Genomic DNA, 25437 nt, shown 5'->3' with positions numbered 1-25437 from the left:
GTCCTTGAGAGTGCTAATGAAATCGATTTGTTGCGTTTTACATTTGATTAAGCTTTTCAGCTTTTTTATCTTAAAGCTTTACGATTTAAAGCTTATTTCTTTGAAGCTTCTTTCGCTGTGTCTTTCCAGTATTGGATGCGAACGCGATGAAGCTGTGCTCTTCTCATTTTTTTCATAAGGGATATTTCCTTTTCTTTAACTGCTCTTCATGAGCTATTTTTATTGCCAACCATTCGAATCTAACGGTGTTTGATGCCCAGATCAATGATACAAATCACAAAATATATAGAGTTTTGAGTACCATTTACATCAAAGTATGACCTAGACATCAACTATGGCTCAATTCAATCCTATGAGCCGCTGTTCAAAATTAAGGTTAGTTCTCTCAGATGACAAATTCATTTCAGTATCAATACAGTTCAATGATACTAATTTAATAGACCGGACCAACGCTGATTTAGTTCCAGTATCTTATCATTTATTGATTACATCGCCCTTAAAGTTACGGCGTAACTATAAATGCATTCGATGTGAGCAAATAATCGTCACATTAGCCTATACGTCACAACATCAAAATGGGATTATGTTTGTAACGGATAGAGCTTTTGATAGAAAAAAGCCGTAGTGGACAAAATTAAATAGACGTAATTAAATGGACGTAATTATGAGTAAAGTAATTCTGCAAGGGCATATTCTAGTGCCAGGCAACGACCTCGAAGCCGTAACACAAGCCTTGGTTGTGCACAAAGAACTGACACTGGGAGAACCTGGTTGTATTGTGTTTCGAGTCAGTCAAAGCACGCTTCAACCTAATCGCTTTGAAGTGTATGAAGAATTCACTAGCCGAGAAGCATTCGAAATGCACCAACAGCGAGTAAAAGCCTCTGAATGGGGTGAAATCTCCCAGAACGTGACACGTAATTACCAAGTCACTGATGTTCCGACATCATAATGATACATCCGCTAGCCAAACGCATCGTCACGTTGATCAAACAAGATCCCTTACGAATGAAGGTTTTAGACTGTGTCGCTCAGTTGGATTTGCCGCAGTGTTATGTCGCTGCGGGCTTTGTGAGAAACCTCGTTTGGGATCACCAGCATGGTTATGCCTCCCCGACTCCATTCAATGATATTGATGTGATCTACTTTGATCCCATTGATACCTCTTACGAATCGGATCTTAGATACGAGGCTCAGCTTAAACAACGGTTACCCGAACTGAATTGGCAAGTTCGCAATCAAGCCTACATGCACACTAGAAATGGGGATGAACCTTATCAAGGCTCATTGGATGCGATGAGTTATTGGCCAGAGAAAGAAACCGCCGTCGCCGTGAAACAAAGCCTCCATGGAAACATCGAGTGTATTTCTGCCTTTGGCTTAGAGAGTTTGTTTGATTTGCAAATCACACCCAATCCAAAGCGTAGCCGAGATATCTTTGATCAAAGAGTGCAATCCAAAGGTTGGCTAACCCAGTGGCCCAAGTTAACGATGAGTCACAGTTAACTAGCAGTCGAATTCAAACGCTAAAACCATTGACTAAAAGTCCAATCAGATCGAACATGCCCCACTTATTAGCTTATTAAGTTAGTAATTAACCAACTCATCAACCACGCGTGGCGACTAGCTGCTACGCTCTCTCGTCATACTGAGTAACGACCATGAACCAACAATACATGCTGCAAGCACTCGAAGCTTCGCGCCAAGCCTTACCTGATTGCCAACCAAACCCGCCAGTAGGGTGTGTTTTGGTGAAAGACGATAAGGTGGTGTCTGTTGGATACACGCAAAAAGTCGGCGGAAACCACGCCGAGGTTGAAGCACTCAATAACTATAACGACAAAACGGACGGAACAATGGAAGGGGTTACCGCTTACGTAACTTTAGAGCCATGTTCGTTTGTCGGCAGAACACCCGCTTGCGCCAATACATTGGTTAAAGCAGGTGTAAAACACGTAGTCGTGGCGATGCTAGACCCAGACCCTCGTAATAATGGTCGTGGAGTTGCCATCCTTGAATCGCACGGCGTGAAGGTGGATGTGGGGTTATGCCAAGCGCAAGTGAGCGCCTTTTTAACCCCTTACCTTGGTAAGTCCTAGATCTTAAACAGCCAGTATTAGTTCAATTTCACTCGGTAAAGCGGATTGACTGGCTTATCGACAAAATACGACCAGATATGATCATAGACGGCATGTTGGTTGGGGAACGGCGCAAGTGCTTTCGCTTCCTCTAAATCGCACCAGCAGTACTCTGTATGTTCGTCATTCAGTTCAATCGCTTGGTTGGGTGGGCATAGCACCGCAAACACAGGGATTAGCTGAATTACATTAACGTGCGCCTCGTAAAACTGCTCCAGAAACTGCGCGTTATACAAAGCTTCCACTTTAATTTGCGTCTCTTCTTCAAACTCGCGCACGATAGCCTGCCAGCCTGTTTCACCCGCTTCAATCGAGCCTGCGACGTGACACCAAAACTCACCTTTAACACGCTTCATTAATAGCATTTTCATTTGTCCGTCGCTCTCTGAAATAGCGACACCGGAAACAATCGAAGTATTGAGTGGAATCATAACGTTACCTTAGGTTGAATAAGAGGGCGGCAAGGCTACCACCCTTCACTTGTTAAGTTACCTTCTCTGATTAGAAACGAGAAGTCACTCATCAATTCATGAAGTTCAAGCCATAACTCATGGGTTCAGTGTTAACCATCTCGCTTAGCTATCCTGTAATAGAACCATTTCTTATTTGAGGCGTATTTCGATAAAGAGTAGAATCGCCGCCTCGTACTGTGTTTAAAGCCTTTAAACATACACAGTAGACTCACAACCATTTATCACCACGATATAAGTAGTAAGACGACAATATGCACTCATCCAAACCAACGCACGACTCAGAAAACAGCCACACACCTGAGCATTGCTTCACTCGCTTTCTACAGCCGATCGAGTCATATTCGTTGCCTGAGCGTTTCACCTTCCCGTTCTATTATGAACCACACGCACTGTGTGAAATCGCTTCTCATCAGCTTCAACAATATCTAGAAACTCAAACCGACTGGCAGCATGACTTCGGGCTAGATTCTGACGCTGGTCGCGGAAAAATGTTTGGTGTGTTATTGGTGAAAAGCCCTGAAGGTGAATTGGGGTACTTCTCTGCTTTTTCAGGGAAAATCGCCGACCAAAACCTACTGCCTCACTTTGTACCGCCCGTGTTCGACATGCTCAGCAGCGACAGCTTTTTCCATCAAGACACAGCCGACATGATGGCTGTCAACGCTGAGTTTAAAGCGCTGCAAGCAAATACTGAATACCTTGAATTGTGCGAGCAACTGGCACAGCAAAAAGCGCAAGCCGAGCAAGAGATTGAAGCTCAACGTCTATTGATTATTGAAGGCCGAAAAACGCGTAAAGAACAACGTGAACAAGGTAAAGAAAACCTTGATGAGCAAGCTTTCGAACAGCTAAATAATGAGCTAAACAAAGCCAGTGTTGCCGACAAGAACCAGCAGAAGTACCTAAAACTTAACTGGGAACAGACCCTGCAAGTGTTGCAAGCTAAAGTTGATGTGTTCAACACTCAACTGGCTGAGCTAAAAGAGCAAAGAGCACACATTTCTCATCAGCTTCAACACAAGTTGTTTTCACAATACGCTTTCCAAAATGCGGAAGGAAACGTTGAAGACCTTAACCAAATCTTTGAAAACACGCCAAACAAGATACCACCAGCTGGCTCTGGTGAATGCGCTGCGCCTAAATTGCTGCAATACGCGTACTTACATGGTTACACGCCACTGGCATTGGCTGAATTTTGGTGGGGCCGCTCTCCAAAGTCGGAAATCCGCAAGCACAAGAAATACTACGCTTCTTGTCAGAGTAAATGTGTGCCGATTTTAGGCCATATGATGAAAGGCCTAGAAGTCGAACCAAACCCATTGCTAGAGAACCCAGCAGAAGGCAAAGAGCTGGATATTCTGTTCCAAGATGAGCACATCGTGGTAGTACACAAGCCAGCAGGTTTTCTATCCGTGCCGGGTAAAACCATCAAAGATTCCGCCTACACACGTGTTCAAGAAATGCATCCCGATGTTGAAGGCCCATTTGTGATTCATCGCTTAGACATGGCGACCTCTGGCATTCTAATCTTCGCTCTCACACGACGTGCGAACAAGAGCTTACAGAAGCAGTTCATTACTCGTGAAGTCGAAAAGCGTTACGTGGCAATGATTGAAGGCGTTCTAACAGAAAATGAAGGCTATGTTCGACTGCCATTGCGTGGTGATTTGTATGACCGCCCTCGTCAAATTGTCTGCTTCGAACACGGCAAGCCAGCAGAAACCAAATGGGAAGTGATTGAGCGAAACGGGCAAACCACTAAGGTTTACCTGCATCCTAAAACAGGGCGTACACACCAGTTGCGTGTTCACTGCTCACACCAAGAAGGCCTTAACATGCCTATCGTCGGTGACGGCTTGTATGGCAATAAAGCCGACCGATTGCACTTACACGCAGAAAGACTTGCGCTGCACCACCCAGTCACCAAAGAGTGGATGGAATTCCAGTTCGACGCTGAATTCTAAAATCTCTCATTAGTAGCGAGCTTTGATAAGGAGTCACAACCGCTTGTGGCTCCTACCTCTTTTGGGTATATCTCCACGCTTATTGCACTACATCAAGATTCACTTTGTTGTGAAGAGTAGCATGCCCACCTTCTTCTCTCCTTGAGGCCTTTGATATGTCATCAGCTGCTTTGAATTTACAACCTAACAAACTGACTTCCCCATTAATTGCAACTCAAGCACCAAGCTTGAAGCCACTTACATCCAAAAAGCCAGACTTAAACTCGGCAATGCTTAACTTAATTGAAGAAGTTAAAAACGAACTCCCACTTTACGAGTCAGAGACGTTTATCTGTGGTCCAAAAGGAAATTGCTCGGGTTGCTCTAAGAAACTACTTGAGATGGTCGACAGCGAGTTAATGTATTGGGAGCACAGTATTTCCATTGGCCAAGGCCCTAACTTCGAAGAACTGCGCCGCTTTGGTAAACTATGCAGCAGCGTTCGACGTGGTTTAGAGCGTAACGGTTTAGTCGAAAAACGCCCAAAGAAAAGATAACAAGCCAAGTCGATAATCATTACAATGTGTCGCTGGCGATTACAAGCTACACTGCTACTAACTGATTGAACTCGTTAGCTATAAAAGCAATAATGTTTTGTAATACAATTCAGTGCACAGACCGACTTCGTAGATTCGAACTCATTAGAGATAAGTTCATCGTTACTTTCACCATATTCTTGAACGACTCTATCCTTCTTGTCTGACGTGCCTTAGCCTTCTGTATAGCAATATCACACCAATTAAAAACCTATTTTGGACAACGGAGAGCCACCTTGAAGAGACCACAACCAGTACTGGGAAAGACCGGTATGCTATTTTTTCTCGTCATAATAAGTGCTTTCCCTCCATTGACCATCGACCTTTACTTACCTGCACTCCCGCAGATGGTCGAGGTGTTTAATACTGACCGATCAATGGTCAACCTAACCCTGAGCAGCTACTTCGTTACTTACGCCATCGGTCTTTTGTTCTGGGGGCCACTCAGCGAAAAATTTGGTCGTAAGCCGATCCTATTAATTGGATTAGCGGGTTATATGGTCGCGAGCATATTGTGTGCGATGACCAATAGCATCGAACAGTTAATTGGCGCTCGTGTATTCCAAGCCTTTGCTGGCAGTGCTATCACCGTTATCACTACCGCCATTGTCAAAGATCTTTATGACGGCCGAGAACGTGAAAAGATCATGGCGACTATCATGTCACTGGTGATCATCGCGCCAATGGTTGCGCCTGTATTTGGTGCCTTTCTACTGAAAATTGCTTCTTGGCGAATGATGTTTGTCACGCTCGCCATTTTTGGTGCATTTGCGTCAGTATTAGCTTGCTGCTACCGAGAAACACTCGAAAACAAATACCAAGGTTCTATATTCCGCTCATGGGGAAGAATGGGCGTGGTCATGAAAAACCGCTCGTTCGTCAAGCTGCTGGTCATTTTCTCTATCATACCGATGGCGTTGATGGGCTTTCTTGCGGCGGGTTCTTATATCTACATCGATCACTTTGGATTGACCGAACAACAGTTTAGTTACGCGTTCGCATTCAATGCACTGTGCGCCTCATTTGGTCCAACAATTTACATGAAGTTGTCCTACCGAATGCCGGTTCAAAAGGTCATCTCAGGATGTTTTGCTTTATTAGCGCTTGCGGGAATCTTCACCCTAACCATTGGTGACCTGTCCCCTTGGTTCTTTATGTTCATCGCTGCACCAGCGACACTGATGGCGATCATCATGCGAGTACCGGGCACCAACTTGATGTTGAACCAGCAAGATCATGACACGGGCTCTGCCGTCGCACTGATTCAGTTCTTCAGCATGATTTGTGGCTCGCTAGGCATGGTATTAGTGTCAATCCGTCCAGAGTCGCTGATTGAAAACCTCGGCTTTATCCAATTATCCATCGGTACGCTAGGCGGCCTGATGTGGCTAATGGTCAGAAACAAAGAGTTCGTGACTAATAAGCTGAATTAAGCCCTTCCAAGATAATCACTGACAGTATGATTCGATAAACCTGAGGAATGGAGACTAATTAAAATCAATCCTCAGATAGAAATCTAGAGCGAAACCTTGAGGGTGTTAAGCCAATGATTTTCATAAAGACTTTTCGGAAGCTGTTTACGTCCTCATAACCAACTAGGTAGCTGATCTGCTCAACCGGTTTGTAGGAGCTTTCCAATAGCTCGCACGCACTTTGAATACGTATGTGTTGGATATAATTGATAGGCGTAAAGTTGGTCGCTTTGGTAAATTGTCGGATAAAGGTTCTTCGTGTCATGAAGGCTTCTTCTGCCAATTGATCGAGTGTCAAAGGAAGGTGGTGATTCTTTTGAATAAAGCGCTGCACAGACACAATCTTGTCATTCCCATGAACGTAGTTAGGCACAAAACTTTGGTAGTAGCGCTGCTCTCTCAGCCCCGTATCCAACACCAGATATTTACCCAAATTACGCGTATTGGTTGGCGTCGTGTATTTAGTCAGGATAAACAGAGCCAAATCCATCCACGACATCAAACCACCAGCAGTAATGATGTCATCGTCATCGATCAAGATTTTGTCGACATCAACATCGACCTCAGCATACTGCTCCGAAAACTGTTGCTGCGCTTTCCAATGCGTTGTCACGGTTCGTCCTTGCAACAAACCCGTTCCCGCCAAAATAAACACGCCCGCGCAAGCTGAACACAGGATCGCCCCACTTAGATGAGACTGCACAAGGTAGTCCAACAGCCCTTCATCTGGCTCTAGGTAGTATCTGCCATCTAAGTTTGGCGGCACTAGAATGATGTCGGCCTTTGAGTTCTCAAGTGGTCCGTTGGTCGACATAGACAAGTCGTCATGAGGCTTAATTTCAACATGAAACTGAACCTGCTCATTGGAAGACTCAATGCTATTCGCCAATTGAAGAAACTCTTTCACTCCAAACACGGCACTTTGCAAAGAGCCCGGGTAGTCGATGATTTCGACCACAACTGATTTTGTCACTATTGCCATAGAATCTGTCATTTTTGACGTGCGATAAAAACTAAAGAGTATTCATAATATCCCTACACCGCAACACACCAAATACAAAGGTATAGACTATGAAGAACACTGCATTACTACTTATCGACTTTCAAAATGACTATTTCCCTTCATACGAAGGTGCAAAGTGGGCACTGTCTGAAACAGAAAAGGCAGCTGAAAAAGGTGCTCAGTTATTACAGGCTTTCAGAGAGAAGCAACTACCAATCGTTCATGTACGCCATGAATTTCCGACCAACGAAGCACCCTTCTTCTTGCCAGATTCAGACGGTGCTCAAATCCACAACAGCGTGACTCCGCTAGAAGGTGAAACTGTTATCGTAAAGCATCAAATCAATAGCTTTAGAGATACGGAACTGAACAAGGTACTAAAAGATCAAGGTATTGAGAAACTGATCATCGTTGGCGCAATGAGCCACATGTGTATTGATGCGGTGACTCGTGCAGCAACCGATTTAGGCTACGAATGTCACGTAGCGCATGATGCTTGCACAACCTTAGACATGGAATTCAACGGTATTAAGGTTCCAGCTGCGCATGTCCATGCAGCATTCATGGCAGCATTGAGCTTTGGCTACTGTAATGTTGCGACAACCAGCGAGCTTGAAAGCCAACTTTAATAAAGCTCAAAACCGTCCACAATGGCGGTTTTGTCTATATTCAAATCAGAATTAGCTTCCAAACAATTCGTTCAGGCGCAAAAAAGGCCCCTGTCGGAGCCTTCTTATCAAAATCAGTGATCACTCAGTTTGGTCAATTACTACTAAGCGTTAGCCACTTTACGCGCTGGGTGTTTAATAAACACAGCGACTACAGCCACGATTGCAAGCGCGAAACAGTAGTAAGAGTTAGACACGATCTCTAGCGGCGATAGGTTAAACACAGAGCCTAATAGCAATACCTGAGCACCGTAAGGCAGTACGCCTTGAATCACACACGAGAAGATATCCAATAAGCTTGCAGAGCGGCGTGGAGATACATCGTTCTCTTCAGCTAATTGGCGAGCCACACTACCAGAAACAATGATTGCTACAGTGTTGTTTGCCGTACATAGGTTCACCATTGATACCAAGCCTGCAATGCCTAGCTCACTTGCGCGGCCATTCGCTTGCTTAGAGTGAGAAGAACCAAATGCACGAATCAAACCGCTCACTAAGTTAGTCAGAAATGCTAATCCACCTTGGCGACGCATCAGCTCACTCAAACCACCAATCAGCATCGACAGTAAGAAGATCTCTTGCATGTTGCCAAAGCCTGCGTAGATATCTTGAGCGTAATCCGTCATACCGTAGTTCTCAATAGAACCTAGGCTCACTCCACCCGCTAGCAAGATACCAATCGTCAACACAACGAACACATTCATGCCCGATACCGCAAGGATTAGGATAGTGATGTACGGAAGGACTTTCAGCCATTCAATTGGGCCTGTTTCAGGAACTTGAGTTGCTGTGCTGTTGAAAGCAAAGATAACAATCGCGATAAGTGCAGCAGGAAGTGCTATACGGATGTTCTCTTTAAACTTGTCTCTCATCTCACAGCCTTGCGAGCGAGTCGCGGCAATCGTGGTATCTGAGATGATAGAAAGGTTGTCACCAAACATAGCGCCACTTAGCACTACGCCAGCGGTTAGAGGAATACTCATACCAGCTGAGTCAGCAATGCCTAGTGCAACAGGAGCAACCGCAGCGATAGTACCCATAGAGGTGCCCATTGCTGTCGCAATGAACGCCGAAATAAGGAAGATGCCCGGTAGGATCATGCTCGTTGGGATAGCCGATAGACCAAGGTTTACCGTCGCGTCCACGCCACCAGAAGCTTTAGCCACAGCAGCAAAAGCACCCGCCAATAGGTAGATCATACACATTGCGATAATGTCTTTGTGACCCACGCCACCTAAGAACTGCTCAATCGCACGGTTCAATTTATCTTTGCTCAATAGCAACGCTAACATCACAGCAGGCAGAGCCGCAATCGGAGCTGGAAGTTGATAGAAAGCAAAATCGACGCCTTGTAGCGACAGGTATGTACCCATGCCAATAAACAGCGCAAGGAAAACGATCAGAGGGATAAGCGCCACTGCAGAAGGGGCAATTACCGCGTTAGAATTTTTTGAATTGGACATGGAACGACAACACAATAGAACAGGAAGGTGAGCAGACTAATGTCACACTTAGAACTTGTCAACGTCTAGACGTCTAAACGCCTAATTTAATGCAAAGTAATAAGAACCCTATTGAGCATCACGTAATAAAAAAGGCTATTTACTCATCAGTAAACAGCCTTTCGATAACAGATAGTGCGCCGCTAGAAGTTAGCGTTTCTGCTTGAACGTTACTTGGTATTCACCAATGCCTTCGTAGTGGAAGGTCGTTGGTTTATCGAATTCCATTTCCACGATACCGCAGTAAGAGCCCGTGATAATGGCTTCACCCGCTTGGAAATCAACACCACGACGTGTCATGTAGTTAATCAGCCAGTAAATTGGGCTTGGTGGCAGTGTATTCGGGTGCTTACCGTCGAATGCTTGAACTTGCTCGCCTTGAGTCACTTCAATACTGATCTCTGCAGAAGTGAACGCTTTTTCGCGATCAATCTCAGAGCCAATAAATAGACCTTGGTTTACTAGGCCATCGGCCAGCTTTTCATAGAACTCAGCGCCGCTGTCATCCGCAAAACGAGACTGCATTAACTCAAGTGCCATGTGGCAAGAACCAATCGCTTCGTTGATTTGCTCTTCGCTGTAGCCTTCTTGGCTTGCAGGCAGGCTCTTAGCAAGCGTAAATGCGATTTCAGGCTCAACGCGTACTACGCCGTTGTCAGCAAACAGTTCACAAACTTCGCCTTGTTGAACGCTGCCCGAGAAGATTGGCGCAACAACAAACTTGTCTTCAGCCAGAGGAAGTAAGCACTTCCAACCGCCGACTTTATCGCTTTTCAAATCGATCATTGAAGATTGGATCTTTAGCGCATCTTCCAAGTTATTCGGACGGTACTGTTCGTCCAATCTTGGTGCTTTGGTGCCAGCAACACGACGACTCAACAGTTCTTCAGCTGCTTGTTTAAATACATTTGTCATATAATACCACCTTTAGTTTTATGACCAGTATAATATCGGATTTCTTAAAGCTTGAATAGACAATTCAACAACGGTGCTACACCGAAAATTCAGCCATCAATTTTCGCATATTCTAGACGCAAACAACTGAAACTATTTTGATTTAAATGTAAAAAAGCCAGTAATTTGATTACTGACTTTTCGATGTATTACTGATGTTCAGGCTTTACTGCCCTTTCAACGTCTTCTTCAAATTCTGCATGAAGTTTCTGAAGTGAGGCATGAAATCAACAAACAGAGGGTGTTTTCTATCTTGCATCATCAATGGGCCTAACAAGCGAATGCTCACTCCTAGTCGCGCTGCTGATTGCTCGTCTAAGCCGCTGTCATGTTTGATCTTCTCAACAATCGCGAACATATCTTCTCTGTCTTCAATTTCAAACTGCATGGTTTGAAGTTCACGATCTTCTTTGATGTTCACTTCTTCGATAGTGATACGGTAGTTATTGTGTTTGCCTGTGAATGCTTTCATGTGGACCTCCTAAAATGCTTAAAAAGTGTTTTGGTTAGCTCTTCATGAATCGTTCGAGCTTAGGTTTAACCGTCATCGACATCACGACCATGATCGCAAGGCCAATGGGAAGTGCGGCAATAAATCCATTAAACCATCCACTGGTAAACGCCGATGTATCCGAAAATCCAATGTTATTTGCCGCTGTTACAAAAGCCATCATGGACTCCATTATGAATGCCATGATCAGTCCTACGATCAGGTTGCGAACTTTCTCGCTATAAGTTGTGAACACTCTAGCAACGGCTTTGGTGACTAAAGCCATCATCACCGTGCCCATTGGCATCATGATCACGACAACAAGGGCTAACGAAGAAAGCCAGTTGCCAATAAATTCCTCGCCGAATCCGACATTCATGTAAGTCATCACAGCCGTTAAACTGCCGCCAATCGTCAGCATTAAGCTCATCATGACCAAAACTTTGTATAAAACCGGTGTGCCTTTTTGCTCAGGAAGAGTTGGCGTTAGAGTTGCTTGAATCGTCATATCTATTTCCTGTCTTGAATTTACGAACAATTAAGTTGATAATGTCAACTATAAATACAGTAGTTGCTAATATCAACTATATTTCTAAGGATAGTTTATGTCTGATAACACATCGCTAGAATCAATCTTTCGTCTAGTGCACTCTTTGAAACGTCAAATGAGCGAACAGATTGAGAGCTTAGACTCAGAGATCGCACCTATGAACATTCGTGTCATGAAGATCATTACTAAGAAGTCTCCATGTACCGCTATCGATATCGCACACTTCCTAGATCGTGATAAAGCACAGGTCACTCGGCTCATTAATGCCTTGATCAATCAGGAACTTGTGAAGAAGTCTCCGAACCCGGAAGACAAGCGCAGCCAGTTATTGGTTCTGACTGATAAGGGTCAAGAGATCATGAGTAAGGTCTCGGATATCGATCGAGACATGCTGAAGAGAATGACCAAAGGCATGGCCGAAGACGAGTTAGAACAATTCAGAAAAATTGCGAAGAAAATGGCGCAGAACTTAGAAAGCTGATCTTAAAAATAAAACGAAAAAACGCCACCGAATCGTAAGATCGGTGGCGTTTCGTGTATAAGTTGGGTTGTACAGCTTAGTGGTTTAGCTATGTCTATTTGGATAACAGCTCTAATTCGATGCTAGTTTCCACCATGCCTGAACAGGTACAGGCTCTGAGATCACCAAACGTTCACCCATCACCGGGCTTACCATTTGTACATCTCGCTCTTTGCTTATCGCCAGTGCTTGTTCCATTGGGTCTTGCCAATCATGCATAGAAAGGTCGAAGGTACTGTTGTGGATTGGCATCATCACCTTACCTTGCAGATCAATGTGTGCCTGAACACTCTGTTCTGGGAACATATGAATATCCGCCCAAAGTGAGTTATACGCACCCGTTTCAACCATGGTTAAATCAAACGGCCCAAAACGGTCGCCAATCTCTTTAAAGCCATTGAAGTAACCAGAATCACCGCTAAAGAAGGCTTTCTTGTCTGAAGCGTTAATAACCCAACTGCCCCACAGTGTTTGGTCACGATCAAGCAAGCCACGACCAGAGAAATGCTGTGTCGGTGTCAACGTGAACTCAATGTCTGAGGCCGTTGCCGATTCCCACCAGTTCAATTCGATGATCTTCTCTTTATCCACGCCCCACTTTTCCAACAGTGCGCCCACTCTTAATGGCACTAAGAACGTCCCTACTTTGTCGGCTAATACCTTCACGGCACCTTTGTCTAAATGGTCGTAGTGATCATGGCTGATCACTACCACATCGATGTCAGGTAGATCTTGCAGTGAGATTGGGGTTGGGTGAAAGCGCTTTGGCCCCATCCATTGCACTGGTGATGCTCGATCACTGAACACAGGGTCAGTCATCACTAGCTTGCCATCTAGCTTCATCATCACACTTGAGTGACCTAAGCGGTACGCAACGTCTTCTGTCTCTTCGATCAATTGCTCGGCTGTCATCGGAATCAAAGGCAATGCAGCACGTGGCACTGGCTCATTTCTTTCCACGGTTACATACGCTTTCAAGATTGAAAAAATATCAGACATGCCCGATTTGTACTCTAACTCACTGTTAGCAAACTTCTTTGGAAGCTTATCTAGATTGTCATTTGATTGTCATTTGATTGTCATTTGATTGTCATTTGATTGTCATTTGATTGTCATTTGATTGTGAACCTGTGCTTACGATAGCAACCACGGCAAGTACTCCTAAAATCGGTAATAGATATTTTTTCATTGGTATCTCTTCAACCGTTGGGAAAGACCCAACTCAAAAACTACACTGACCAGTTTACACACCAAAACCAAAAAGTAAACCACAGAGTGTAATTTTTAATTTATCTAGACGTAAGCGTGTCAAAGTCGATTTTGGAAAAACCAACTTTGGCAACGAGTTAACTTAGTTATTTAGCTAGTCAGAAAGGTTAATCAGCAGACCATACATTCTTGAAATCTGGCCATCCCCAGTTGGTGATGGCTACGTTTTTAAGAATCCCTTGGAAACGAACGGTCTGTAAGTGATGGAACATAGGCACTAACCAATAATCTGAGATCAGAGTAGACGCGATAGGTTCTAGCTCTGCCAAGTAATTAGGCAGTTCCACGGATGCTTTATGACTATCCAAGCGCTGCTTGAGCCAATCGCTGTTCATCTCTCCTAAAGCAGAGTGCAAAACAGGGTCGTTCATCATCCACGAGAACAGCGAAGACGGGGCATTGTCATCGAGGTTCAAGTTACACAGCACCAAGTCCTCCTTTAACTCGCCACTCTGAGAGAGCTGCGCCAACTCTCGAAAACTGTAGGTGTTCACCTCAACTTCCACACCATATCGTTTGAGTATATCGGATACGCAAATCGCACATCGATACAACGCATAATAGTCGTAAACCGCAATACTCATCTTTTCCGGCAGTTGTGCCTCTTTCGAAGGCGTTCGATACAATTTCTGCCAACTTGGCAGTATATTTTGAGCTAAAGAGACACTAAACAAACCCTTGTTGTGTTCCAGCTGAGACAAAATCGCTTGTGGGTTGGTCAGTTGTGAAAGGTATTTGCGCTGCTCATTATTTAGTGGGCTAGCCGCTGAGTTCTGATTGAACAGGATAAACAAGCATCCATCCTCGACTCGGCTACGAAGGCCGTCTGTGTCTGCTGAAACAAATTCCGCATCGCTTTTCCCTAATTGATGGAAACAAGAAGAATTTCCATAAGGCGATACGTGCATTTGGCTGTCATCGAAACGAGCAGTGCCCGTCATTGATTCCTCAAACTGCCAGATAGTCACCTCATCGGTTAACGAGCGGCAACCATAATAGTGTTCAAATGCGGCAAGCTTGATTCGTTCATTATTGGTCTCAACCACTTTGAAGGGGCCGGTTCCAATCACAGCATGAGAGACCGAATTTAATGGCGATGGCTCTCGTGTAACTTGCGCAGCAGGTTGAATCGAATACTTAACGCCAGCCAATAAGCCCGCGAACCCGGTGTCTGCTTTGGTGAGTTGAAAGCTGATCCTCAATGGCTGTTCACTGTAGATGGAAGAAACATGATCTAACTCAGCTTGATAGAAAGGCAGAGCTTGTAAAGCAGTAAACAAAGCAACCAGCTGCTTGGCATCAACTGGCTGACCATCATGAAATGTCAGACCGGGGCGCAGATAGAAAGTCCAAACCAGTTGCTCAGTGTCATATTCCCAATGGTGAGCTAGTTCAGGCTTTAACTCACCTTTACCATTACACGTCACTAGGCAGCTAAACACCTGTCTGATCAAAAATCGTTCGCTACTGCGGTGTATATGGTGCGGAAACAAATCCTCAAACTTACGCTTATAGGTTAATTGAACGTGCAGCAGCCCTTCACGCATGGTCGCGCCGGAAGTTTCTTGCAGTAAAGAACCAAACACAGCGCGGTCATTATCCAATATGGAAAGTGCTTTTTCGTACTTGCCCTGCTCTATCAGTTTAATTGCAACATGCTGCGCCAACTCTGAATTGCTAAAACGCAGTGTTAAGTTAGAGCGTTGATTCCTGCCAACTTTTGGCTCCCACACCACCCATTCAGCTTGATGCATCTTACCAAGTAAAGTTCGAGCGTGACGCAAGCTTGTAAACAGCATATCCGCTACTTCGGCTAGGGTGACTGAATGAGAAATGTTTGGCTCGAACGATTCTAGCCGCGTGTAGTAACGCATCATGTTTAGATCAGACAAATAGTGAACCTTTTAAAGATAGCTCTTCCTAATTAAGCTCATTATAAAACACATTCATCAAAAAGTAGTGTAATGCGACCAAAACAGGAACAACCAATAAAAATACCATCTGTTTTTTAGTTCCTCTTAATTATCCATAATGAACGGGTCAGCAACAAACCATAGGTTGTAAATAAAGCCTAACCAGAGAGAGTAATGACCATGAGAAAATACTATCTTAACAAGCTAAAAAGCACCTGCAGTAAGCTCGAAAGAGAAGCACTACGAACACTTTTAGATCTATGTAACTGGCGTTATTAGTACACTTTTTAGCACCGAGTAAACGCGAGTTGGGTACAACCTAATATGCTCCTACCCCCAATATGAGTTAGGTCTCAACTCGCTTTTCCATTCCAATTCCCCTCTCAAGCCTGCTGTACCAATAGCTCACACAATCGATAAATTTCCGTTGTCGACTCGACAAATTTAATTCGTTTTCTTAGTTGAACGAAAAGCCTTAAGGTTCGCCCCGAAGCAAGCAAGGAGCCTCAGAAAAAACTGAAAGCTCAGCTAACAACTAATTTATTTGCAGTTACCAATCAGGTATTAACTAAGGAAACGCCATGCGTATCGCAATTCTTTCTCGCAACGAAAATCTATACTCTACCGCTCGTCTAAAGCAGGCTGGAGAAGCACGTGGTCATCAGGTCGATGTTATCGACACGTTGCACTGTGATATAGATATCGCGAGTAACAATCCGAAGATTCGCTACATGGGTGAAGAGCTACCTCAATACGATGCTGTTATTCCACGTATTGGCGCTTCCATTACCTTTTACGGAACTGCGGTTGTTCGCCAATTCGAAATGATGGGCACTTTTTGTATCAATGAGTCAGTAGCAATCAGTCGCTCTCGCGACAAACTGCGCTCACTACAACTGTTGTCTCGTAAAGGTATTGGCTTACCAAAAACAGGTTTCGCTAGCCGCCCAGACAAAATTCAAGACCTGATCAAAAACGTAGGTGGCGCGCCACTTGTGATCAAGCTACTTGAAGGTACTCAAGGTATCGGTGTAGTTTTAGCTGAAACAAACAAAGCAGCAGAAAGCGTTATCGAAGCGTTCATGGGCCTAAAAGCGAACATCTTGGTTCAAGAGTTCATTGAAGAAGCAAATGGCGCAGACATCCGTTGTTTTGTTGTTGGCAACAAAGTAATTGCTGCAATGAAACGCCAAGCTGGTGAGGGTGAATTCCGCTCTAACCTGCACCGTGGCGGTACTGCTCAACTGGTTAAACTAACCAAAGAAGAGCGCGCAACAGCAATCAATGCAGCGAAAATCATGGGACTAAACCTATGTGGTGTAGATATTCTACAATCTAAGAACGGCCCAGTGGTAATGGAAGTAAACTCTTCTCCAGGCCTAGAAGGCATCGAGAAAGCAACGGGTAAAGATGTAGCAGACATGATTTTCGAATTCATCGAGAAGAATGCAAAACCAAACGCTAACCGTACTCGTGGCAAGGGCTGATTGAATACCGATAACTCATGATTGGAAAGAAAATGAACAATAAAATGATCATAGGGAATACCGAAGCACTTTGCTTACCAGAGTTAGGGATAACTGGACTACATACACGTGTTGATACAGGGGCTAAAACCTCTTCTCTACACGTAGACAATCTACTATGTGTAAAAACAGATGGTGAAAACTTCGTTGAGTTCGATCTTCACCCAGACGTTTATCACCTAGAAGAGACGGTGCGCTGCAAGGCGAAACTGAAAACAAGTAAGAAAATTAAATCATCTAACGGCGAAGTTGAACACCGTTGCGTGATTGAAACCATGCTAAGAATCGGTGGCCAACAATGGCCGATCGATATCACGCTAAGCAACCGTCAAGACATGACTTACATGATGTTGCTTGGACGTCAAGGCATGAGTGACAAAGTGATTGTTGACCCTGCGGGTGAATTCCTGCTGACTCACTAATCCGAGTCATCGTAACCGCTCCACAGGTTATAACTAAAGCTACTCACAACGATATAAGGCCAGTCTCATGACTGGCCTTATTGCTATCTATTTTTCTATTTCTACTTTCAGCTCTGAATACACGACTTTGCATTCAGACTTCTGATCTATTTCTTCGATTTACCATGAGATTGAAAACCAAATCGCCCAATCGATAAAAGTAATTTCTTGGTTTTGATTTTCGTCACTCGCCAATGTGTAACAGGCCTTCTTGGGGCACTCATCAGCAGGTGTTCAAAAGCCTTCTGACTGAAATCGACTTGCCCACCATGCGCCACCAGCAAGGTATCGAGCTGCATGTCATAAATGCGCGATACAGACGCTCGATACTTATTAGGGTGAAAGATAGGAAACGGCGGAATCAGCTTCTTCTTAACCTCGACCATTAAATCGGCAACATAAGCCACGCTGTGTGATGGGCAATAGACCGAGAGATCACGGTCGGTATGGCCCGGTGTTTCAAGAACCAACCAATCATCAAAGCCAGGAATGCTATCACCATCCGACAGCTTGTAGTCCGGCTTCAGCTTTCTTGAATACCATAGGTTTGCTTTGGGCTTGCCCAATCGGTTCGCCATCCACCGTGCTAATGCCAAATCGGTCAAATGCATCACTATGCCATCGATGCCGTGGTACCAATCCTTATCTCGATTTGCTGCAACCAAATTACAATTCGTGAGCTTTCTGAGTTTGTGTGCTGCTCCTGCGTGATCTGGATGCATGTGCGTCACAACCACTGTGTGTAGGTCGCTAAATTCACGGCCAAGATCATCTTCAATGAAAACTTTAAGGTGGGGAATATCCGCTCGGCACGCACCATCAAGTAACAACAACCTGTCAGGGTACTCTACGAGATACATGTCTTGGATATAGCCTTTGATGGTATGAAGTTGCAAAACCGTATTCCTATTCGTTATTCCTGCCGTTCAGAACAAATTAACAGTTCAGCAACAAGTGGTCTAACCAGAATATAGCAAAGATCAACGAAATGTGGTTTTGTGAGTTCAAAATTACTGACACTGATAACAAAAAGATGAACCTGTTACTCGAAAAAGGTAATCACAATATTACAACCCCTTCATCATTATGATTTTTAAGAACTAAATTCAATTTAACTGATTTTCAATACGCACTGATATGAATAGGTTAAAGCTAATTATCAAATTTATTTTGAAAGTGTGACAAATACAAGGCTGTTGATGATTGTTAACCCATTGGTAACATTTGCGTAAATTATCAAGGGAAAGAAAATGAAAAAATCAATAATCTACACCGTACTAGCGAGCGCAATTTTGTCTACTTATGCACATGCAGAGGCAAAGATCACTCCAAAACAAGCTACCGTGGTCGCGACCATGACTGAACGCCCAGGTAACCCTTCGGTTACACCAGATGGGCGTTTATTGTTAAGCGTTCATCCGCTCGATCATCCAACGACTAAAGTCATCGAGTTAAGCGTGGCTGGAAATCAAACGCCATACCCGACGATGAAATATGCACAAGGTGAAAACTCTCAATTTAAGGCTGTCATTGCCATTCGTACCGATGATAACGGAGTCGCGTGGATTCTCGATCTGGCAACTCATACAATAACGGGCTGGGATACTCGCAATGAAGCATTAGTAAAAACGATAAAAATACCCGCCTCTGTTCTAAAACCGACAAGCTTCCTACAAGACTTTGCTCTAGACCAAAAAAGACAACGTATTATCATTGCTGATATGACCCAGAACGATCTAAAAAGTGAAGCCATTCCAGCCTTTGTAACGGTCGACCTAAAGACGGGAGAAGCGGTTCGAGTGGCAGAAAACCACCCATCTATGAAGGCCGACAGTAAAACTGGTTTTGCGTTAAACCCAATCACGATCGATCCATCTTACGAATGGGTCTATTTCGGAGCTGTCAACGGACGCACTATTTATCGAGTGAAAGCGAGTGAGTTCGATAACGATGGAAAGACTGTCGCAGACAATATTAAAAGATACGCAGACAAACCTTATTCAGATGGTATTACTGTAGACAGTGCTCAGAACGTTTATGTTACGGATATTGAGAACAATGCAATTGGTGTGTCCACACCAAAAGGGTACCGAATTATTGCGACGCTGTCAGAGAACCAAACTTGGCCTGATGGCATGTCATTTGGTCCTGATGGTTATGTTTATGTAACTGTCAATCAGCTGAACCGAACCGCAGCTTTAAATAACGGCAAAGATACTGGCATCAGACCATTCGAAGTCGTAAAAATCAAAGCACTGGCGACAGGAACGACCGGCCGATAATCAAACGAAAGTGAGCCTTTTATACTGGCTCACTTTCCTTTCTGAAGAACCCCTTCTCTATTTCTACGAGCAAACGAAAGACATTTATCGTAACGACAAAACATGTGATTTGGTGACCTAAGTTATTCGGACTATATATGCGCCTCTAATTTATTGTCTGAGTGCTATACATGAACCAATTGATCGATGCTCTTTCTACCCAAGGTTACTTTGTTTGGGATGACTTCTTAACTCACGAAGAAGTGGTGGCATTGAGGGATTGCATTCCAGAGAACTGGAAAAAGGCTAGGATCGGCCGTAACGATGACGTAGCACGAGAAGCAACGATTCGTAGTGACAAAATTCAGTGGGTACGCCGTGATATGGGCGAACCAGCATCTCTGTTCCTAGACAAAATGGAACAAATTCGTTTAGAGGCAAACCAAGCGTTCTTTTTAGGTCTGTTCGAATACGAAGCGCACTTTGCGAAATACGAAAAAGGTGATTTTTACCAGAAGCACTTAGACTGCTTCAAAGGCAATGAAAACCGCCGCCTGACCACCGTGTTCTACATGAATGACGAATGGTCTAAGGAAGACGCAGGAGAGCTCGTGGTTTACGATCTAAAAGACAACCACATCGCGACCATTCCACCAAAGGTTGGTCGACTGTTGGTATTCTTGTCTGAACAATTCCCACACGAGGTTCTGCCGACAAACACAGAGCGATTCAGTATCGCGGGTTGGTTTCGCATTAACGGTGTGAAAGACAACCAATTGGACATCGCGCACTAAATCTGTATCCACATCGAACCTTCTTCTAAGCCTCTCCATCGAGAGGCTTTTTTATTGAACAACAGTTGTCCAATAAAACGCCTTAAAAACCGAACATGTTCAACATCAAAACCATCAATAACTTTTCTCTTAAATAAAATCGAAACGAATCTTTCATATCACTGAAACGGTTTAGCCACGTAAGTGAAATATGGCCTGTTCAAGATAGCTTCAAACGACACCCCTACCGTCTCGTTAATACTCTAATTCAATACCTCTACATCGATTTCATCCAAAAGGAAAAGAAGATGAATAAGCTAATTTTGGCAGGCGTTCTTTCTGCGACAGCGGCAATGCCAGCGTTCGCAACGACTCAAGTCACTTGGTGGCACGCAATGGGCGGCCAGCTTGGAGAAACAGTAAACAAAATTGCGACCGACTTTAATGCGTCACAAGATGATTACGAGATCACGCCAATCTACAAAGGTTCATACACAGAGACCTTAACAGCCGGTATCGCGGCATACCGAGCAGGTGAAGCACCCAATATTCTGCAAGTCTTCGATGCAGGCGCAGCAACCATCATGAACGCGAAAGACGTCGCGAAACCGGTACAGGATATTCTGGTTGAGTCGGGTTACAACTTTAATTCAAACGACTACCTAGCGGGCGTTCGTAACTTCTATGCCGACAACCAAGGCAAGATGGTTGGTATGCCTTTCAACAGTTCGACACCGGTTCTTTACTACAACAAAGATCTTCTCGCGGAAGTGGGTGCAGACGCGCCTAAAACTTATGAAGAACTAGAAGTGGTCGCTAAGAAACTGAAGGCTGAAGGACACATCGCGTTTTCTCAATCTCTGACGCCGTGGATCATGTTCGAGAACTTTAAGTCTCGCCACAACCTGCCAGTCGCAGATCAAAACAACGGCTACGATGGCTTGTCCACTAAGATCATGTTCAACACCAAAGACATGATGATGCACGTTAGCAAGATGAAAGAGTGGTCAGATCTAGGTTACTACAAGTATTACGGCAGCGACTGGGATGCAAACCAAACCCCTTTCGAGCGCCAAGAAGTGGCGATGTGGATGGGTTCTTCAGGCTCATTCGGTGGCTTACGTAACCGCGTACCTTTCGAACTCGGCACCACATACCTTCCATACTGGAAATCGGTTAACCCAGACGCAGGCTTAACCTTCATTGGCGGCGCAGCTCTGTTTGCACTCAATGGCCATGACCAACAACAAGACAAAGGTGTCGCAGCGTTCTTTGATTACCTGACTAAGCCTGAAACTCAAGTCTACTGGCACAAAACCACTGGTTATGTACCTGTAACAACGGCTGCCTATGAGCTAGCGAAAGAGTCTGGCTACTACAACGAACAACCAGATGCAGAAGTGGGCGTTAAGCAGCTAAGCCTAAAATCGGGCGAATGGACTAAGGGCTACCGCTTAGGTTACTACCCTCAAATTCGTGAAGTGATGCATCGTGAGTTCGACAATATCTTCGCTGACCGCTCTAGCGTCGAGAATAGCCTAGATAAAGTCGAAGATGAGAGCAGCAAACTGCTGAAACGCTTCGCTCGTACGATGAACTAATTTGGCTTTTTAACCAAAGCAGATTACTGAGCTAAAGGCTTAACAAACCAAAGCCGTTCATTGCTCCTCACCACTTGTCACTACGTCATTAAAAACGTAATGGCAAGGAGTGAGGAGATTCTTCACTAGCGCCATTTCTTGCTCCAAAAACTACAACTCAACTGGATGCATTCCTTTGCTATAGCGCTAGTGCTCACCGTAACTAACAGTGATAACAGTCACTAATTTTTGGGGATTACCCTGTGGAACGACGTCAGCAATTCTTTCACTCTCCGCTGCCTTACCTATTTTTGGCGCCTCAGATACTCATCATTGCGGTTTTCTTTATCTACCCTGCGGCAAAGGCTGTTTACCTGTCCTTCATGCTAGAAGACCCTTGGGGCACCTCTTCCATCTTCGTGTGGTTCGAAAACTATCAGATGCTATTCGAATCGAGCGAGTATCTGAACTCGATTGGCTTCACATTAATGTTCGCAATCGTGGTCTCTTTCTTATCGCTTGCCTTAGCGCTGCTGCTCGCGGTTAAAGCCGACAACATCATTCACGGACAAGGCGCTTACAAGGTCACTCTTACTTGGGTTTACGCGGTTGCTCCTGCGATTGCAGGCGTAATCGGTGCTTTCTTGTTTAACCCACACATTGGCGTGTTTACCGAGATATTTGCGGTTATAGGTTGGGACTTTAGCTTCCAAACCGACCCTTTAGATGCCACGTTTGCTCTGATTTTGGTTTCGGTTTGGAAACAGGTTTCGGTGAATTTCATCTACTTTCTGGCTGGGCTTCAATCGATCTCTTACGCCGTAAAAGAAGCGGCGATGCTCGATTGCGTCAGCGACTCAAAACGTTTCTGGACCATTACTTTCCCGCTACTCGCACCTACAGGCTTCTTTCTTCTGGTCATCAACCTCACCTACTCGTTCTTTGAAACCTTTGGCGTGATCGACACCATGACCAATGGCGGCCCGGGTGGCGGCACAACGTCGTTGGTGTACAAGGTGTATCGAGACGGGTTTGTTGGCGCAGATTTAGGCGGCAGCTCTGCGCAGTCAGTTGTGTTGTTGCTATTAGTGCTCACTCTTACATTTATCCAGTTTCGCGTTGTAGAAAAGCGTGTTCACTACTAGCCCACCACAGCTAGGTTTTAACGCGACAGGAGTTATTTATGAAAAGTAATAAGGTCTATGACCACCTAATTCTAATTGCTGGGATGCTGTTCATGTTGGTCCCTATCTGGCTAATCTTCGCCAGCTCGACGCATAACCCGAACACCATTGTCAGCGAAGGCCTGCAATGGGTACCAGGCGATAACTTTACGGCCATTTATAGCGAAGCTTGGAACAAAAGCATGGGCTTCAGTGGCGAAGTCACCGCCAGCAAAATGATCGCCAACTCGATGATCATGGGGCTAGGTTTTGCGATCGGTAAGATCATCATTTCGATGATGGCTGCGTATGCTTTGGTCTACTTCAGACTGCCTTATGCTACAGCTTGGTTCTGGTTGATCTTCGTGACGCTTTTGCTGCCATTAGAAGTGCGCATTATCCCTTCCTATGAGGTTGTCGCTGGGCTTGGGCTTCTTAATAGCTACACAGGTTTAATTCTGCCTTTGATCGCCTCAGCCACCGCGACGTTCTTTTTTAGGCAGTTCTTCAAAACCATCCCCGATGAATTGTTAGAAGCCGCTCAGCTAGATAACGCAGGTCCATTTCGATTCTTTGTCGACATCTTATTGCCACTGTCTAAAACCATGATTGCCGCAATCTTCATCATCATGTTTGTGGTGGGTTGGAACCAATATCTGTGGCCAATCATGATGACCACGGACGAAGGCTACAACACCATCGTGATGGGCATCAAACAAGTACTCAACAACATCAATGAAACCAGTTTACCGCGCTACGACTATGTTTTTGCCATGGTGATTTTAGCTATGTTGCCACCCGTTTTAGTGGTGGTTGTATTTCAACGTTGGTTTGTAAAAGGGCTAGTAGAAAGTGAAAAATAATAACGACAAAAATCAAATGAACGATAACCGCATTCAATCACTCGCTGAGTACAAGATGTCTCACCTGCATTCTCACCAAGCTATCCACAAAAATACAGAGGACACCCCGATGCCAAAGTTAAAACAAACGTTAGGGCACACCCAAGCCACTCACAACCATACGCACAAAGCACCTACCATGTTAGGCATCAAAAACTTGGTAAAGACTTATGAGAACGGTCATCGTGCAGTGAAAGATGTCTCGCTTGATATCGAAAAGGGTGAATTTCTTGTGTTGGTTGGCCCATCGGGTTGCGGCAAGTCTTCTATCCTACGTTCAATAGCGGGGCTGGACAGTATCTCTGGCGGAGAGATTCACTTAAGTGGCCGCCGTGTTGATAACGAAAAGCCAGCTCAACGAGATATCGCAATGGTCTTTCAAAATTACGCACTCTACCCTCACATGACGGTATACAAAAACCTCGCTTATGGTTTAAAGAACCGAGGTGTCAGCCAACACGTAATTGAAGAGAAGATTGAGAAAGTCGCCAAGACACTAAAGATCGAAGAATACCTAGATCGCAAGCCAGCCAAGCTTTCGGGTGGTCAGCGCCAGCGCGTTGCTATGGGACGAGCGATTGTACGCGACCCTCAACTGTTCCTGTTTGACGAGCCTTTGTCTAACCTAGATGCCTCATTGCGCGCTCACATGAGGTTAGAAATCAAAAAGCTACAACGCGAGCTAGGCGTAACCAGTGTTTACGTGACTCATGACCAAGTCGAAGCCATGACACTGGCAGATAGAATCGTGGTTCTCAACAAAGGCCAAATAGAACAAGTCGGCACACCAAGAGAAGTCTACCACCAGCCTGCCAGCACCTTTGTGGCAAGCTTTATTGGCAGCCCAGCGATGAATTTCTTACCAGCAACACTCGACGACGGCTACCTTGAGATTGGCGACCAACAAATGTACTTGCCCGAATACGCCCACGTAAAAAATACAGCCATCACACTTGGTATTCGCCCAGAACACTCTGAGGTTTGTGCCGAATTAAAAATGAACACCTTGCCTCTCGAACTGCGTATCAGTGTGGTTGAGCCATTGGGGCCGAATCAATTGGTTCATGGCCTGGTGAACGACCAACCCTTTATCGCCGTCACGCCAGAAACGACACTATGCCAAGTACTGCCGCTCGGAGTAAGCATTAATAAATCCAACCTGCATATTTTTGACAGTCGTGGGAAGCGTATTCAGCCGAATAACTTTACTTCACAAGAGTCACGCGAAGAGACGACAAGCATAACGACGGCTCTCGATTAATCGAGTACACTGATATTTA

At 44.7% G+C, this 25437-nt stretch carries 24 protein-coding genes and 1 pseudogene; 16 read left to right on the top strand and 9 right to left on the bottom strand.

Annotation, left to right across the window (positions count from 1 at the left end; all coding sequences use genetic code 11):
• The first annotated feature begins 664 nt into the window (after positions 1 to 664).
• The 3 genes from F0229_RS14805 (at position 665) to F0229_RS14795 (ending at position 2099) form a co-directional block, all read left to right on the top strand.
• Positions 665 to 952, top strand: coding sequence for a putative quinol monooxygenase (locus tag F0229_RS14805; RefSeq protein ID WP_171733140.1), 288 nt, complete (start codon positions 665 to 667; stop codon positions 950 to 952).
• Positions 952 to 1506, top strand: coding sequence for a nucleotidyltransferase family protein (locus F0229_RS14800; RefSeq protein ID WP_108207690.1), 555 nt, complete (start codon positions 952 to 954; stop codon positions 1504 to 1506). The genes F0229_RS14805 and F0229_RS14800 overlap by 1 nt, the downstream gene beginning before the upstream one ends.
• Before the next feature lie 155 nt (positions 1507 to 1661).
• Positions 1662 to 2099, top strand: a complete 438-nt coding sequence (locus tag F0229_RS14795) for a bifunctional diaminohydroxyphosphoribosylaminopyrimidine deaminase/5-amino-6-(5-phosphoribosylamino)uracil reductase RibD (RefSeq protein ID WP_102428769.1) — start codon at positions 1662 to 1664, stop codon at positions 2097 to 2099.
• 17 nt (positions 2100 to 2116) lie between these two features.
• Here F0229_RS14795 and F0229_RS14790 read toward each other — a convergent pair whose 3' ends face one another.
• A complete protein-coding gene (locus tag F0229_RS14790; protein ID WP_171733139.1) occupies positions 2117 to 2569 on the bottom strand; it encodes an NUDIX pyrophosphatase in 453 nt (150 codons plus the stop codon).
• A 293-nt stretch (positions 2570 to 2862) separates the two neighbouring features.
• Here F0229_RS14790 and F0229_RS14785 point away from each other — a divergent pair, with 293 nt between their 5' ends.
• From F0229_RS14785 to F0229_RS14775, 3 genes are all read left to right on the top strand, one after another.
• Complete coding sequence (locus F0229_RS14785) at positions 2863 to 4575, top strand: RluA family pseudouridine synthase (protein WP_171733138.1); 1713 nt, start codon at positions 2863 to 2865, stop codon at positions 4573 to 4575.
• 155 nt (positions 4576 to 4730) lie between these two features.
• A complete protein-coding gene (locus F0229_RS14780; protein ID WP_017064884.1) occupies positions 4731 to 5111 on the top strand; it encodes a hypothetical protein in 381 nt (126 codons plus the stop codon).
• A gap of 311 nt (positions 5112 to 5422) precedes the next feature.
• Positions 5423 to 6583 (top strand): multidrug effflux MFS transporter, encoded by a 1161-nt coding sequence (locus F0229_RS14775; protein WP_171733151.1) that lies wholly within the window; start codon positions 5423 to 5425, stop codon positions 6581 to 6583.
• A gap of 64 nt (positions 6584 to 6647) precedes the next feature.
• On the opposite strand, the gene F0229_RS14770 is transcribed toward F0229_RS14775, so the two are convergent.
• Entirely contained in the window at positions 6648 to 7604 is a 957-nt protein-coding gene (locus tag F0229_RS14770; protein WP_171733137.1) for a GlxA family transcriptional regulator, read from the bottom strand.
• Positions 7605 to 7693: 89 nt separating this feature from the next.
• On the opposite strand from F0229_RS14770, the gene F0229_RS14765 reads away from it, so the two are divergent.
• The gene (locus tag F0229_RS14765; RefSeq protein ID WP_171733136.1) at positions 7694 to 8254 is read left to right on the top strand and encodes a cysteine hydrolase family protein; all 561 of its coding nucleotides are present in this window, start codon (positions 7694 to 7696) and stop codon (positions 8252 to 8254) included.
• Positions 8255 to 8397: 143 nt separating this feature from the next.
• On the opposite strand, the gene F0229_RS14760 is transcribed toward F0229_RS14765, so the two are convergent.
• From F0229_RS14760 to F0229_RS14745, 4 genes are all read right to left on the bottom strand, one after another.
• Complete coding sequence (locus F0229_RS14760) at positions 8398 to 9756, bottom strand: Na+/H+ antiporter NhaC family protein (protein ID WP_171733135.1); 1359 nt, start codon at positions 9754 to 9756, stop codon at positions 8398 to 8400.
• A gap of 189 nt (positions 9757 to 9945) precedes the next feature.
• A complete protein-coding gene (locus tag F0229_RS14755) occupies positions 9946 to 10710 on the bottom strand; it encodes a hydratase (RefSeq protein ID WP_017060576.1) in 765 nt (254 codons plus the stop codon).
• A 205-nt stretch (positions 10711 to 10915) separates the two neighbouring features.
• Positions 10916 to 11221 (bottom strand): DUF3861 domain-containing protein, encoded by a 306-nt coding sequence (locus F0229_RS14750; RefSeq protein ID WP_017060575.1) that lies wholly within the window; start codon positions 11219 to 11221, stop codon positions 10916 to 10918.
• A gap of 34 nt (positions 11222 to 11255) precedes the next feature.
• Positions 11256 to 11747, bottom strand: a complete 492-nt coding sequence (locus F0229_RS14745) for a DUF2798 domain-containing protein (protein WP_017081271.1) — start codon at positions 11745 to 11747, stop codon at positions 11256 to 11258.
• Positions 11748 to 11844: 97 nt separating this feature from the next.
• Here F0229_RS14745 and F0229_RS14740 point away from each other — a divergent pair, with 97 nt between their 5' ends.
• Positions 11845 to 12270: a MarR family winged helix-turn-helix transcriptional regulator gene (locus tag F0229_RS14740; RefSeq protein ID WP_017060573.1), complete on the top strand. Its 426-nt coding sequence runs from the start codon at positions 11845 to 11847 to the stop codon at positions 12268 to 12270.
• Positions 12271 to 12381: 111 nt separating this feature from the next.
• Here F0229_RS14740 and F0229_RS14735 read toward each other — a convergent pair.
• Both F0229_RS14735 and F0229_RS14730 read right to left on the bottom strand, forming a co-directional pair.
• Positions 12382 to 13498, bottom strand: a pseudogene (locus F0229_RS14735) (MBL fold metallo-hydrolase).
• Between the two features lie 187 nt (positions 13499 to 13685).
• On the bottom strand, positions 13686 to 15470 hold the full coding sequence (locus F0229_RS14730; protein ID WP_171733134.1) for an SgrR family transcriptional regulator: 1785 nt from the start codon (positions 15468 to 15470) through the stop codon (positions 13686 to 13688).
• A gap of 602 nt (positions 15471 to 16072) precedes the next feature.
• Here F0229_RS14730 and rimK point away from each other — a divergent pair.
• Together rimK and F0229_RS14720 are read left to right on the top strand one after the other, a co-directional pair.
• Positions 16073 to 16978, top strand: a complete 906-nt coding sequence (gene rimK / locus F0229_RS14725; protein ID WP_004740040.1) for a 30S ribosomal protein S6--L-glutamate ligase — start codon at positions 16073 to 16075, stop codon at positions 16976 to 16978.
• A gap of 32 nt (positions 16979 to 17010) precedes the next feature.
• Positions 17011 to 17439: a RimK/LysX family protein gene (locus tag F0229_RS14720; RefSeq protein ID WP_008224746.1), complete on the top strand. Its 429-nt coding sequence runs from the start codon at positions 17011 to 17013 to the stop codon at positions 17437 to 17439.
• A gap of 146 nt (positions 17440 to 17585) precedes the next feature.
• On the opposite strand, the gene F0229_RS14715 is transcribed toward F0229_RS14720, so the two are convergent.
• On the bottom strand, positions 17586 to 18374 hold the full coding sequence (locus F0229_RS14715; protein WP_171733133.1) for an MBL fold metallo-hydrolase: 789 nt from the start codon (positions 18372 to 18374) through the stop codon (positions 17586 to 17588).
• Between the two features lie 354 nt (positions 18375 to 18728).
• Here F0229_RS14715 and F0229_RS14710 point away from each other — a divergent pair, with 354 nt between their 5' ends.
• The 6 genes from F0229_RS14710 to ugpC all read left to right on the top strand — a co-directional run bounded on the left by F0229_RS14710 (position 18729) and on the right by ugpC (position 25418).
• Complete coding sequence (locus F0229_RS14710) at positions 18729 to 19760, top strand: L-dopachrome tautomerase-related protein (RefSeq protein WP_065606221.1); 1032 nt, start codon at positions 18729 to 18731, stop codon at positions 19758 to 19760.
• A gap of 170 nt (positions 19761 to 19930) precedes the next feature.
• Positions 19931 to 20533, top strand: coding sequence for a 2OG-Fe(II) oxygenase (locus tag F0229_RS14705; RefSeq protein WP_171733132.1), 603 nt, complete (start codon positions 19931 to 19933; stop codon positions 20531 to 20533).
• Positions 20534 to 20820: 287 nt separating this feature from the next.
• On the top strand, positions 20821 to 22113 hold the full coding sequence (locus tag F0229_RS14700) for an extracellular solute-binding protein (protein ID WP_017064900.1): 1293 nt from the start codon (positions 20821 to 20823) through the stop codon (positions 22111 to 22113).
• A gap of 242 nt (positions 22114 to 22355) precedes the next feature.
• The gene (locus tag F0229_RS14695; RefSeq protein WP_017071586.1) at positions 22356 to 23237 is read left to right on the top strand and encodes an ABC transporter permease subunit; all 882 of its coding nucleotides are present in this window, start codon (positions 22356 to 22358) and stop codon (positions 23235 to 23237) included.
• Between the two features lie 38 nt (positions 23238 to 23275).
• Entirely contained in the window at positions 23276 to 24118 is an 843-nt protein-coding gene (gene ugpE / locus F0229_RS14690) for a sn-glycerol-3-phosphate ABC transporter permease UgpE (RefSeq protein ID WP_017071585.1), read from the top strand.
• A complete protein-coding gene (gene ugpC, locus F0229_RS14685) occupies positions 24108 to 25418 on the top strand; it encodes a sn-glycerol-3-phosphate ABC transporter ATP-binding protein UgpC (RefSeq protein WP_171733131.1) in 1311 nt (436 codons plus the stop codon). Before ugpE ends, ugpC begins: the two co-directional genes overlap by 11 nt.
• Positions 25419 to 25437: the final 19 nt, after the last annotated feature.

This window comes from Vibrio sp. AIC-3 (genome assembly GCF_013114515.1).
GTDB lineage: Bacteria > Pseudomonadota > Gammaproteobacteria > Enterobacterales > Vibrionaceae > Vibrio > Vibrio crassostreae_C.
The sequence above is the reverse complement of the archived record's forward strand: the minus strand, read 5'-3'. Positions and strand labels throughout refer to the sequence as shown.